Genomic DNA, 12,679 nt, shown 5'->3' with positions numbered 1-12,679 from the left:
CTGTCTCCTGCTCGCCGGCACGGTCGCCGTCGCGATCTGGCAGGTGTGGGTGCTGGCCGTGGCCCTCGTCGGCCTGGCGGTGCGGCCGGTCATCCCCGGCCGGCCGCGCGCCGTCGGCCGGCTGCTGGACCGGGCCGTCGATCTCGCCTTCGTCCTGGCCACGGGTCTGCTCGGCCTGATCCTCTCGCTCGGGATCTCGCCCGGAGCCGGGCTCGTCCTGGGGCTCGCGGCGTTCGGCGCCCAGGCGGTCGTCAGCCTTCCGCTGACACGTTCGCAGAGCAGCGGCGACACGGTGTACCTGGCGCTGGCGCAGCAGAACGGCATCACGGCGATCGTGCTGGCGCTGCTCCTCGAACCCGCGTTCGCCGGGACGGTGGCCGTGGTCGCCCCCGCCATCCTGGTCATCAACCTGCTCTATCTCGTGAGCAACACGGCGTACGCCCGGCTCGTCCCCTCAGCGGCCGTGGAGCCCGCCGGGGCCGGTGGCCGAGAAGGCCTGCCGGACGCGGTGCCCGAGCTCGCTGAGCAGCACGTACATGTCGGCCTGCCGACGAGACCGGGTGCGTTGCTCGATGACCGCGGTCCGCGATGAGGGTCGCGCGAGCAGGTCGTTGAGCGTGTTCAGCTGGTAGACCGGCAGCTCCTCCAGCACCGTGTCGAAGGCGCGGCAGAAGACGGCCAGCCGTTCGAGCTGCCGCGCGCTGGGCGTCGCACCGTCCAGCTGCCCGTACCAGTCCTCGACCGCGGTACGGAAGGCCGCGATCAACGCCTCGGTGAGCTTCGCGACGCCGACCGTGCGCACGGCCTCGCTGCTGTGCAGCCGCAGCAGGACGCCGCTCACGCTCCCCGGCGACTCGGCGCCGAACAGCTCGCCGAGGGCGGCGTCCAGGCCGGTCAGCGCCTTCAGTTCGGTGACCACCTCCGTGAAGATCACTTCAACGTGCTCGGGCAGCGGCCGCTGGCGGCGGCGCGGATCGAGGTCCTGCAGATCGCGGGCCAGGGCGGCGTACTGGCGTTCGGTGGTGTCGCGCATCGACTCGACCTGGAGTGCGAGCTCCTCCAGATAGCGCTGCGCGTTGGTCTGCGCCGCCGCGAGCCGGCTGATGTTGGCCCGGATCACGGCCGTCTCGCCCTCGGCGGCCTCCAGCGGTCCGGTCAACCGGCGCAGGAGCGACTCGAAGTCTTCGGAGAACCGCTCCCTGGCGAAGATGAGGGGCGGCTCGGAGAAACTCTCCTCCAGGTCCCGGCGCACCGGGTCGGCCAGGAAGCCGTTGACGATGAGCGCGGTCCTGCTGCGGGGAGCCGTCGTACGGACCGCCCTGGCGTTGGCGATCAACCGCTGGGCGTCGGCCTCGTCCAGGACCGAGTCGGTGAGGAAGATCGCGCACCCCGAGTCGTAGACGGGGACCCAGTAGGGGGCGCGGGGGCCGTCCTCGCCGCCGACCGGGTGGTCGGTGTGGTACTCGCGAGCCTGTTTCTGCAGCTCGGTGGCGATCTGCTTGCGGACCGTACGTTCGTCGACGACCTCGGACTTGCCTTTCGCCGCCCGGCGGACCATCAATCGGTCGACCCGGCCGGTGTCGAGCGACATGCGGTAGCACGACTGGCAGATCTGGATGATCCGGCGAGCGTTGCCCCCGGTGAGCAGGTAGATGAACTGGATGATCTCCGCGCTGAAGGGACCCAGCCCCGGCCCGTAGCGCGTGGCGGCCATGCTCTTGTCGATGTAGTCGAGCACCTGTTCCGCCGACAGGCCGTCGTCGGTGGAGATCGTCGCCGTGATGGCGTGTTCGGCGTTGTTCTGGCCGATCGCCTCCAGGAACTCCGGCAGGCCGCAGAGCACGAGGAAGATCCCCTGGCGCGTCGCGAGGTCGGTCAGCGCGCGGAACGCCGCGATGGTCTCCGCGGGGGGACGGCTCGAACTCGGAAGCACCTTCTCCAGTTCGTCGAAGACGAGGACGAAGTGGCGCGAGCGGCCGCGGTAGAGGAGCGCCAGCACGCCCATCGCCTCGAGCGCACGTGGCTCGTCGTCGATCCGGCTGGTGATGCCCCGCTCGCGGAGCAGGGGATCGGGCTCCTCTCCTCGCAGCCACTCCCAGACCTGATCGGCCAGGTCGTTGCGTAGCAGGAGCATGAGGGCGGTGCCGTACTCCTCATTCCGGGTGACCTTCGCCAGATCCGCGTTGAGTCGTTGCAGGAAGGTGCTCTCGGCCAGATTGAACTGCGTGACGAAATGCTGTGGATCGATCTCCAGCTCGCGCAGGCGACGAGTGACCTCAGGAGGGAATCCGGTATTCTCCAGCGAGTCGGCCACGATGTGGGCGTAATATTCGCGGATATGGCGGATCACGTCGTCGCGATTGAAAGTTGCAAGATAGTTGCCGCGATAAAGAGTGTGAAACCCGCCCTCCTGCGCGCCCACATAGGCGTAGCGTGCGTCGTCGCCGTGCGATGAGCGCACCTTGCGGAGTAACTGGGTCGCCAGGTGGGTCTTTCCGGTGCCGTAGTCGCCGGAGACCGCCAGCACGACACCCTCGGTGCCGTCTTCGGCGAGGTGGGCGTCGAGCAGCCGCATCGCCTCGTCGATCGCCGGCGTCGGCACGCTGACCACGTCGACGCCGAGCGCCCAGGGGTCGGCTGAGGGGCGAGGGAAGGGATTGTCGTCAATTAGCTGTTCTTGGCGCGCATTAGGGGCATTCATCACAACTATCCCGCCCGCCCCTCCAGCTCGCCCGCTATGAAGCTCGTCAAGTCATCCAGTGTTACTATATCTCCGGTCGGCCACGGATTACTCTTATAATGTTCGTAGATCTTCCATAGCAACGTCTGCACAAATCCGATGGACAACTCTTGACCTCCAGTGAGTGCGTCAATGGCGTCGGGTGCCAGATCGGGAAAGGTTTTCTTCAGGCCCGGAACATTGATTCTGGCATTGCGGAAGACGGCGCCGTCGCCTGGTCGTAGCGGTCCGGTCCTCAAGTAGATCGGCTGCGCCACTTCATTGATCTTCCACTCGTTCTTGCGTCGCTGGAGGCTTTCGTCGGCCGATTCGGAGAACACCAGCATCTTCCGCTGCGTCGCCGCCCAGTATCCGGCGACCTCGGAGGACCGCTCGGCCGGCGGGGCGACGACGATCAGAGCGGTCTCGGGCTTCATGGTCGTGCTCAGCGTGAACGTGAGCTCCTCCAGGTCGGCCGTCCAGTCGATCTGCGGGAGGTCGCCCTCGACGAGCTGCTGGTTGCGCGAGACCGCCCGGTACATCCTGGTGCCCACCTTGCGGACGCGCCGGTCGATGGTCTGCCCGTCGCGTTCGAGGCCGCTGAAGTTGAGCGGAAGGGTCTTGACGCCCTTGTCCTCCAGGTGTCGCTGGGCCCAGACGGCGCACCGGTTGACCAGCGAGGTCTTGCCGCAGCCGGTGGGGCCGCCCACCGCGACGAAAAGGCCGGTCTGCTGGAGCGTCCCGACGCCGTTCAGCGCGGTCCGGAAGAGCTCGTAGCTCTCGCCGGCATGGTCGACGTCGACGTGGCACGTGCAGCTCTCGGGATGGAGGCACTTCAGCGGCGGGTTGGGCATGGTGTGCCCCTCGTCCCGGCAGAAGGGATTGACGCGTTCGTCGGGGTGGCTCATGGCGGTGTCTCGTCGTGCTCGGTCCGCACCGGGCCGTACCACCGCCAGGGGCGGTCCAGCCGGGAGACGACCTCCATGGCGTCGGCGTGCCGTGCCTCCAGCCGGTCCAGGAGCCGCTGCGCGTCCTGTCTCAGCCGCGCGGGCTCGGTCGGCCAGTCGGCCTCGCGGATGTCCCGGTCGAGGATTCTGATCGCCGTGATCAGCCGTTCGAGTCTCCATCGGGGATGACGGCTCTTGCGGCGCTGGAGGTCGGCCAGCAGCGCGCTGAGCGGTGCGTCCATGGCCGCTTCGAGGGACCGCCCCTGGCCTCGGCGCCAGCCGATCAGGCAGTCGCGGCAGGCCCGCTCGTAGGCCGTCGCCGCGGCGTGCAGCTCTCCCGCCGCCCTCTCCGCGCTCGCCTTCCGTGTGGTCAGCATGCCGGAGCCGAGCGCGAGCAGCGCGCCGACCCCGACGGGGATCAGCCCGATCACCGTCTTGACCAGCTCGCCGGTCCAGCCGCTCGAGGTCTCCGGCAATTTCCGGACCGCGACGAGCGCGGCACAGGCACGGCCGAAATCGAGGGGGAAGGCCTGCCGCCAGTCCTTGACCGCGTAATCGCGGCCGTTGACCTTAAGCGGCTTGTCATGAGTTCCCCGGCCGGCCAGGCCCAGCGCCACCGCGGTGTCCACAAGCGGACGCTTGTTTCCCGGTTTCGCGCAGTAAAGCGTCTGGGCGTCTCCGGCGGGATCGGCGTGGGCGGGGGAGACGGCCGGGCCGCAGACCGCGGCTCCCAGCAGCGCGGCGACCGTCAACCACCTGGTCTGCCGCAACATGTGAGGACTCCCCCTTTGCCGACCCCAAACCACGATAACGTCGAAGAAGCGGAGAGATAAGAAGCTTAACGGAATCTCCATCGGATCCCCGGTCGGGGTTTTGCCGCTGCCGCTATTCGCAATAGGCGGGCGTCCCTCGGTTGGACGCATGGAGCTCATGTGGACCGGACTCGCCGCGTGTAATTAAATGTCGATTTCGGCATGTCCTTAATGAGGGTGGGAATGGCGTGCGCTGGGCGTCCGGCGCCCGCCATGAGGATCCACTCCGCCGCGCGGCACCCCGGCGCCTGACCACGAAGCCGGGTGCCGGTAGATCTCGTGGAGATCTACCGGCACCCGGGACGGCGGCGCTACCGCATGACCGGCATGGCTACCGGTGGATGACGCCTGGGTCGGGTTCGAGGGTGATGGAGTCGAGGTTGACGTTGCCGTTGTCGTTCGGGCCGAACACGAAGTTCAGCGGGGCGGCCTGGCTCAGGGGGAGGCTGACCTGGTGGTCCGACCAGACGTCCCAGGTGGCCAGGTTCGGCAGCCCGAGTTGGACGGTTCGCGTGCCGCTGGTGAGGGACATGGTCTGGGTCGCGCCCATGGCATTGGCGTAGCGGAGGCGGACGGTGTAGACGCCGTCGGCGGGGACCGGGGCGGTGAAGCGTACGCCGCTGTCCTTGGTCTTCAGACAGGCCACGAAGCCCGTACCGGTGTAGCCGGTGTGGTCGGTGCGCCGGCACGCCGCGCCGAGGAGCTGGGCGGACTCCGCCTCGATCGTACGGGGCGCGGTGGCGAGCATCCGGCCGGTGGCCAGCAGGTCGGCCGCGGCGTCCGGGGTGATCGGTCCGGCCTCGACCAGGGTCGTGAACCGGCCCAGGGCCTCCCGCATGTCCCCGGGGTTCTTCGCGACCGCCGCCGCGACGGCGGCCTTGACCTCGGAGGCGAGCCTGCCGGACAGCGCGGAGTCGACGGCCCCCGTGTCGGTGGCCTGCCGCACCTTCAACGCGAGGGAGAAGAGCCCCTGCGGTGCGCCGAGCCGAGGGGCGAGCCGGTCGTCGATGGCGGTACGGGCCGGCGCGGTCACGTCGGTGAGGGGCAGGTCGTAGAGGGCGAGCCGTACGTCCTGGAGGGCCAGGAGACGGCCCGTCGGGTCGCCCTGGCGGAGCGTGGTCTCGGCCCTGTTGATCGCGGGCTGGAGGCGCGCCAGCGCGGACGACGTCACTTCGCCGGACTTGTGCAGTTCCCGGACGAGGTCGAGCACCGAACGGGTCTGTTCCACCGGCACCGGCTTGCCGCGTTCGCCGCCGGGCGCGCCCACCGCGACCCGGAAGTCCCGGTCCGGCACCTCCGCGGCGGGGAGCGTCCACTCGACGGTCCGGGTTCCGCCGCCCGCGACGCGGACGCGCCGCGCCTCACCGGCGGGGCGGCCGTCGAGGAACACCTGGGCCTCGAACGCGGCCACGGTGCTGCCGCCGTTGGTGAGCGGGACCTTCACGGTCAGCTGCTGGGTGGCCGGGTCCAGTACGGCCTGGGTGGTGCCGTAACCGGCACGCGGCGCGGCGTACCAGGGCAGGTCCGCCAGATCCGCGGCGGTCGCGGGCCTGAGCTTGACCGCCTGGCCGCCGGCGGCGACCAGCGACATGGACAACCGGGTGGACGGTTTGACCAGCGTCCTGCGGATCTCGACGGGCAGCGGGTCGCCCTTCCAGGTGGTCTCCTGGGCATCGGCGTAGATCTCCGCCACGAAGGTGCCGTGCGAGAGGAAGGACAGCGGCACCTGGAGGGTCCGGTCGTTCTCGTCGGTGATCGCGCCGAGGTACCAGGTGTCGTCCTTCCGCCGGGCCGTCGTCGTGTAGTCCCCGATGGCGCTGTCCAGGACGCGGGTCTCGTCCCAGGTGGTGGGCATGTCCTTGAGGAAGGCGAAGCCGGGGTGGGCGGCGTAGTTCTCGGGGGTGTCGGCGAGCATCTGCAGGGGGCTGAAGAATGTCGGGTACAGCGCGAGCTGCGCGGCCGAGGTGGTCTGGACGCGGGTCCCGAGGTGGGCGGGGTCCCAGGTGACGTTCAGGACGCCGGGCGTGTAGTCGGCGGGCCCTCCCATGTACCGGGTGAAGGGGAGAATCGTGGCCTGCGCGGGCGGGTTGCCGTTGACGCCCATGTAGTTCTGCTGCTCCATGCCCGCGACGCCTTCACCCGTCATCATGTTCGGGTAGGTGCGCGCCAGACCGGTGGGTTTGATCGCCTCATGGGCGTCGACCATGATGTGGTGCCGGGCCGCCGTGTCGATCACCCGCTGGAAATGGCGGACGGCCTCCTGGTCGTAGTGGCTGCGGTTGACCCCGCCGAGCACGAACTTGGTGGCGTAGCCGGTCTTGATCCCGTGAATGCCGAGTTCCTCGTACCGGGAGAAGATCTTCTCCATGTTCTGGTCGTAGTAGTCGACATCGCCCCGGGTCTCGTTGTGCGCGATGAACCCCACGCCGTTGGCCTTGGCGTACCGGAGCACCTCGGGAAGGTCGAAGTCGGCCTGCGGGGTCAGGAAGTCCTGGCCCGTCCAGGCTCCGCCGGAGTTGGTGTTCCAGCCCTCGGCGAGGACGAACTTGGCACCCGCCTGCTTGGCCAGGTCGATGTACTGCTTGACCCGCGCGGTGGTCGCGCCGTGCTTGGGCCCGGCGTTCCAGGTGGTCTCCCGCCGCTGGAGTTCCCACCAGACGCCCGTGTACGTCGCGGGCTTGATCCAGGATGTGTCGTCGCAGATCGCGCACGGGTCGTTGAGGTTCTCGGTCAGATGGGACTCACCCAGGTCGCCGGGTCGGTCGCCCACGGTCAGGGTGCGCCAGGGCGTGGCGAACTCGCCGTTCAGCTTGGCCTTGGTGCCGTCGGGGAGGGAGATCAGGTCGCTGGAGAACCGGCCGGGCTGCCCCGGCACCGCTTTCAGCGTCATGCTGGGGTAGTCGGTCAGGTCGGCCTCGTGCACCACCACATAGGAGTCGGCGGCGGGTGAGGCGGTGATGGGCGTCTGGGCCGTGGCGACAGCGGACAGGGGCAGGTCGCGATAGTGCTGCTCGTCGGCGCTCCAGGTCGTGCCCGCGGCGATCGACCAGCTCCTCGCACCGGGATCCAGAGCGAACTCGGTCTGCTCGGCGGTGACGGTGTAGGCGCCCAACCCGGGCTGGCCGGGGAAGTGGTAACGGAAGCCGACCCCGTCGTCGAAGACCCGGAACACCAGGTCGAGCTCGAACCCGGTGCCGGCCTGGACCGCGTGGACGGTGAGCTCGCGCGCGTGGTTCCGGACCGTGCTGGAGGTTCCCCATACGGGCTTCCACGTCTCGTCGATCGTGCGTCGTTCGACGGACTTGATCGACATGCCCTGGGTGAGGCTGGGGCGTCCCGCCAGATCCACGCCGAGTCCGGAGGCGCCGACGAGGACCCTGTCGCGCTTCCTCACGCTGTACGTGAGACGTCCGCCGTCGGAGGTGACCGCGACCCGCAGGTCGCCGTCCGGCGAGTCGACGACCTGAGCGCCCTTCCCAGCGACCTCGACGAGACCGCTGGGCGCGGCGGGCTTCTCGGCTCGGGTCTGGGCCTGCACCTGAGGCGCCACGACTCCTCCTGAGATCAGCAGGGCCGCCGTCATCGTGAGCAGTCCCACCCGTCTTCTTCGCCACTCCGTGCCATCACGCTTCATACATGCCTCTTCGTGTGGGAGGGGTGGAGTGGCGGAGAACACTCCACGACAAGCTTCGTGATCGTAGATACACAGAAAGACTCTGGTCAATATTCTTAATACAACCTAATTAGGGTGCTAAGCATCGTAATTAGGTACGCTCGGCCCGTGGCCACCCCACCGAACCAGCGGCTCGAACGCAGCAGGCGCACGATCCTCGACGCGCTGAACCAGTCCTTCCCCGCGACCCGGCAGGAGCTGAGCCGCCGGACCGGGCTCGCGCCGAGCACGGTCGCGGGGATCGTCCGGGGGCTGCTGGCCGAAGGGCTGGTGCGGGAACACGCGGCCGACGGCCAGACGGGACGCGGCCGGCCGTCGTCGCGGCTGTCCCCCCGCCGCCCGCCGGGACACCTCGTCGGGATCGACTTCGGGCACACGCACATCGCGGCGGCGCTCGCCACGACCACGCAGGAGATCGTCGCCGAGGCCAGGACGCGCCTCGACGTGGAGGCCTCGGCCGGCAACGCGCTCGACCAGGCGGCGGTCCTGGTCGCCGACCTCCTAGACCGGACGGGAGTCCCGGCCGGCTCGGTGCTGCGGACGGCGGCGGGGATCCCGGGACCGGTCAACCAGGCGACCGGCCGGATCCAGTCGGCCACGATCCTCGCGGGCTGGACCGGAGTCCGTCCCCGGCAGGAGCTGACCGCCCGCCTCGGCGGCGAGGTGCTGATCGCCAACGACGCCGAGCTCGCCGCGCTGGCCGAGCACACCCACGGGACCGGGCGGAACGCGTCCGACCTGATCTACGTCAAGGCCTCCCACGGCATCGGGGCCGGGCTGATCCTCGCGGGCCGGCGCTACACCGGAGCGTACGGCGCGTCGGGGGAGATCGGGCACACGCTGATCCAGGAGGGCGGTGCGCAGTGCCGGTGCGGGCAGCGCGGCTGCCTCGAGTCGGTGGTGTCGATCGGCGAGGTGTGGCGGCAGCTCGTCGCGGCGGGCCTGCCGCTTCCCGAACGAACCGAATGGCCCGACGACCTCTCCCTGGCCGCCCTGGCCGGCAACCCGGTCGCGGCCCGGATCATCACCGACGCGGGACGCCGGATCGGACGGGTCCTGTCCGACCTGTGCAACGCCCTGGACCCCGCGATGCTCATCATCGGCGGCGAACTCGCCACCGCGGGCGACGCTCTCCTGGAAGGGATCCGCGAGTCCCTGCGCCGCTTCGCGCAGCCCGCGATCAGCGACCGCGTCCAGGTCCGCACCTCCTCGCTGGGCCCGCGAGCGGGCCTGATCGGAGCGCTGACCCTCGCCGCCACGGAGTCCGCCGCCTAGGAGCGTGGGTCAGTAATGCCAACCCCGCTGAAGAGTGGTTTGGCGGTCCATGGCTCCGGGGTCGTACCCTGCCCGGCCCTACTCCTCGTCGGCTTCATCCAGCAACATGCGCGGGTAGTATGCGCCAGGCGTGTCCTGCGGCCACGCAGCCATGAGGCGTTCCACCACCTCACGGTGGGTCGCCAGATGGGCCGCGGCGAGGACCGATGCGACGCTGACTTGAAGCTGGATTTCGTCGGACTCGGTGAGCCGCATGACGATCTCGGCGCCTTCGGCACATTGCGCGAACCTCAGCGTCTCCATCACTTCGGCCCGGGTTCGGACGTCCCGCGAGTCGTCCGTGGCGATGCGGCCGATGACTTGGATCAGCCTGGGGTTCGGCGTGTCGGCCTGTTCGAGCGGCTTCGTCGCCGCGCCGCTCGCGTTCGACAGCACCTCGGGGTCGGTTGTCCGTTCCATCACGTCGGCGATGAGCTCGGCGTCCTCCGGCTGCGCCAGATTCGTCATGGCCAGCAGCGCACTGGCGTGATCGGCCCCGTCTCTCCCGGCGCCGCTTTCCGCGGCCGTCAGCGGAGGCTGCCGCAGGACCCAGCGGGCCCGCTCCAGGATCTCCGCTTCGTACGGCTCGCATGGATTGCCGCCGCCCCACCTGCTTTCAGCCTCCGCATACTGGAACCGCGCGAGGGCGACGCTGACGGGCACCCGCTGCCCGCTTCGCAGGAGCTTGAGGAGGGCGTCGACGAACGCGGCGCCGCTGGAGGACTTCACCAACTCCGCGCGGGCGGCCTCCAACTCCGACGCGTCGAGGGAAACCGAGTCCCAGTAGTAGGTCGTCACGCGGGAAAGCCTCGCACAGGCGTCAGCGGGCACAACCTACCTTTTCACGGTCGCCGATCGCTGTCGTAGATCGGGCGTCTAGGAAGCTACGAGCGTTGGTCGGCACGCCAACCCCACCAGCCGTTCGTGCGATCTTTTGCATAAGAAGATCTTGTTATGTCTGGCGGGGATGGCCTGTTCGAGGTGGATCCGGCGGGAGTGGAGCCGAGGGCCGCGCCGCCGGTGAAGAAGACGTTCCGGGCGCTTGCACCGGATCAGATGCTGTTGCTGCCGCCGTCGCTTGATGAATGGCTGCCCGAAGGGCATCTGGCCCGGTTCGTGGCCGAGCTGGTCGACGAGGTCCTGAACCTCGGTCCGGTCCTGGCGGCCTACACCGAGAAGCGCGGATTCCCGCCGTATGACCCGCGGCTGATGGTAGGTGGACAAGGAGGAACGCGTCGAAGCCGAGATCGCCCAGCTCGAAGCCGCCGCCGCTGCGCTGCTGGCCGACGCCGCAGCCGACGCCGCCGAGGACGAGCGCTTCGGCGTGAACGGCAAGGACGCCGACCTGTCGGCCGAGCTGGACCGGCGGGAGAAGCGCCTGGCCAGGTTGCAGGCCGCTCGCGCGCAGATCGAGGCCGAGGCCGCCGCCAAGGCGCGCAAACATGCCGAGGACAAAGAACGCCGCCGTCAGGACCGGTCCGGCGACGACGACCCTGGGGCTGTCGAGGCCGCCGGCCGCCAGGCGCAGGCTACGGCCCGCCCGAAGGACAAGGCCCAGGCCAACTTCACCGACCCGCAGTCGCGGATCATGAAAAACGGCGACGGCGCCTACATCCAGGCCTACAACGCCCAAGCCGTCGTGGACGACGCCCACCAGATCACCGCCGCCGACGTCACCACGAACCCGTCGGACGCGCTGAACTACACGACGATGCTGGACCAGTCCGCCACCAACACCGGCATCCATGCACGTCAGGCCCTGGTCGACGCAGGGTACTGCTCCGAGGCAAACCTTCAAGCCGCCGCTGCGCGCAAGGCCGAGCACGGCACCGACACCTTCATGGCCACCGGCCGCCTCGCCCACGACCAGCAGGTCCCGGCGCCACCGCGCGGACGCATCCCGACCGACGCGGCACCGAAGGAGCGCATGGCCCGCAAGCTGCGGACCAAACCCGGACGGGCCGCCTATGCCCGCCGAAAAGCCATCGTCGAACCCGTATTCGGCCAGATCATGACCTGCCAGGACGGCCGGGAACTCCTGCTGCGCGGCGAGGCCGGAGCCCGCGGCGAATGGCGGCTACTGGCCGCCTGCCACAACCTCCGCAAGATCTTCCGGCACGCCGGAACCGCCGGGCTGCCCGCAGCCCGAGCCTGACGGCCCCGGCGGCAGGACTGCCACCCGCCCCTGGGACAACACCGGACATTGTCGCTGCCGCCCTGGACCCGCCCCGTCACCACCACAAGACCCCGAACGGCCGGACAGTCGATCACGACCGCTCGGCGGCTTGTCCGTTACCGACCCACGCTCCTAGCCCGCGCCTCCCCGGTCACTTCCGGCGTCCGACGGTCAGCAGGCCGACGAACGTCGCGGTCAGATGTGGATCGCCGAGCGACTCCAGGCGGTGCCGTACGCGGGTCAGGAACTCGGTGCGGCGGGGTTCGCCGAGTGCGTTCGTGCCCGACTGGGTGGCGAGATTGGCGACGTAGTCGTCGGCGCGGTAGACGACCTCGAAGGGGTAGCGCAGGCTCGCCACCTCTTCGAAGAGGCGCTCCGCCTCCGGCGGGAGGTGGCGCGGGCCGATCCGCTCCGGTGGCGGCGGCGGGTCGCCCTCGAAACCCACGGCCTGGTAGTCCTCCTGCACCTCCGTCCAGAAGGGGTCGGCGTCCGTGGGCCGTGCCCACAGGCAGCCCGCGACGGCCAGGGCGCCCCCTGGACGCAGCAGGTCGTGGGGCTTGGCGTAGCGAAGTGCCGGGTCGACCCAGTGCAGGGAGTTGACGGCCACGACCGCGTCGACCGGGGCGCCTCCCGGCCGCCAGTCCTCGAACGAGGAGGTCACCACTTCGGTGGCGGGGAATCCGGCCAGGCGCCGCCGGGCGACGGCCGCCAGTTCGGTGCCCGGCTCGACGGCGGTGACGGCCAGTCCGCGCCGGGCGAGCGGCACGGTCGCCTGCCCCGTGCCGCAGCCGATCTCGACGACCCGGTCTCCCGGCTCGAGCCCGGCCTGCTCGACCAGGTCGTCGAACAGCCGAGGCGGGCAGACCGGCCGGGTGCGCTGGTAGTCCTCGGCCGCCGCGTCGAACCCGCCGCGCAGGCGCCGCAGTTCGTCCGCGGCCGCATGATCGGCATCCACGGTCGTCGATTATCGAGGATGGTCGTCTCGCACGCCGATCATCACGCGCGCGGACCGATGCCGTCCTGACCGGGACCGTCCGC

7 protein-coding genes and 1 pseudogene are annotated in these 12,679 nt (G+C 69.7%); 2 read left to right on the top strand and 6 right to left on the bottom strand.

The genetic code is table 11. The annotated features are described in order from the left end of the window. Positions 1–454 precede the first annotated feature (454 nt). The 4 genes from ACQEV1_RS42755 to ACQEV1_RS42740 form a co-directional block, all read right to left on the bottom strand. Positions 455–2,701, bottom strand: coding sequence for a hypothetical protein (locus tag ACQEV1_RS42755; RefSeq protein WP_433402454.1), 2,247 nt, complete (start codon positions 2,699–2,701; stop codon positions 455–457). Positions 2,702–2,706: 5 nt separating this feature from the next. Then, the gene (locus ACQEV1_RS42750; protein WP_433402452.1) at positions 2,707–3,627 is read right to left on the bottom strand and encodes a hypothetical protein; all 921 of its coding nucleotides are present in this window, start codon (positions 3,625–3,627) and stop codon (positions 2,707–2,709) included. Further along, positions 3,624–4,439, bottom strand: a complete 816-nt coding sequence (locus ACQEV1_RS42745) for a hypothetical protein (RefSeq protein ID WP_433402449.1) — start codon at positions 4,437–4,439, stop codon at positions 3,624–3,626. Before ACQEV1_RS42745 ends, ACQEV1_RS42750 begins: the two co-directional genes overlap by 4 nt. 370 nt (positions 4,440–4,809) lie before the next feature. After that, a complete protein-coding gene (locus ACQEV1_RS42740; protein ID WP_433402447.1) occupies positions 4,810–8,112 on the bottom strand; it encodes a glycoside hydrolase family 97 catalytic domain-containing protein in 3,303 nt (1,100 codons plus the stop codon). A gap of 147 nt (positions 8,113–8,259) precedes the next feature. Between ACQEV1_RS42740 and ACQEV1_RS42735 the strand changes: the two genes are divergently transcribed. Next, positions 8,260–9,426, top strand: a complete 1,167-nt coding sequence (locus tag ACQEV1_RS42735; RefSeq protein WP_433402445.1) for an ROK family protein — start codon at positions 8,260–8,262, stop codon at positions 9,424–9,426. 78 nt (positions 9,427–9,504) lie between these two features. Here ACQEV1_RS42735 and ACQEV1_RS42730 read toward each other — a convergent pair whose 3' ends face one another. Beyond that, the gene (locus ACQEV1_RS42730) at positions 9,505–10,263 is read right to left on the bottom strand and encodes a hypothetical protein (RefSeq protein ID WP_433402443.1); all 759 of its coding nucleotides are present in this window, start codon (positions 10,261–10,263) and stop codon (positions 9,505–9,507) included. Between the two features lie 222 nt (positions 10,264–10,485). On the opposite strand from ACQEV1_RS42730, the pseudogene ACQEV1_RS42725 reads away from it, so the two are divergent. Beyond that, positions 10,486–11,620 (top strand): annotated as a pseudogene (locus ACQEV1_RS42725) (transposase). Between the two features lie 172 nt (positions 11,621–11,792). Here ACQEV1_RS42725 and ACQEV1_RS42720 read toward each other — a convergent pair. Beyond that, positions 11,793–12,596 (bottom strand): class I SAM-dependent methyltransferase, encoded by an 804-nt coding sequence (locus tag ACQEV1_RS42720; RefSeq protein ID WP_433402441.1) that lies wholly within the window; start codon positions 12,594–12,596, stop codon positions 11,793–11,795. Positions 12,597–12,679: the final 83 nt, after the last annotated feature.

Origin of the sequence: Actinoallomurus sp. CA-142502, from assembly GCF_050936355.1 — a bacterium.
Taxonomy (GTDB): Bacteria; Actinomycetota; Actinomycetes; order Streptosporangiales; family Streptosporangiaceae; genus Actinoallomurus; species Actinoallomurus iriomotensis.
The sequence above is the reverse complement of the archived record's forward strand: the minus strand, read 5'-3'. Positions and strand labels throughout refer to the sequence as shown.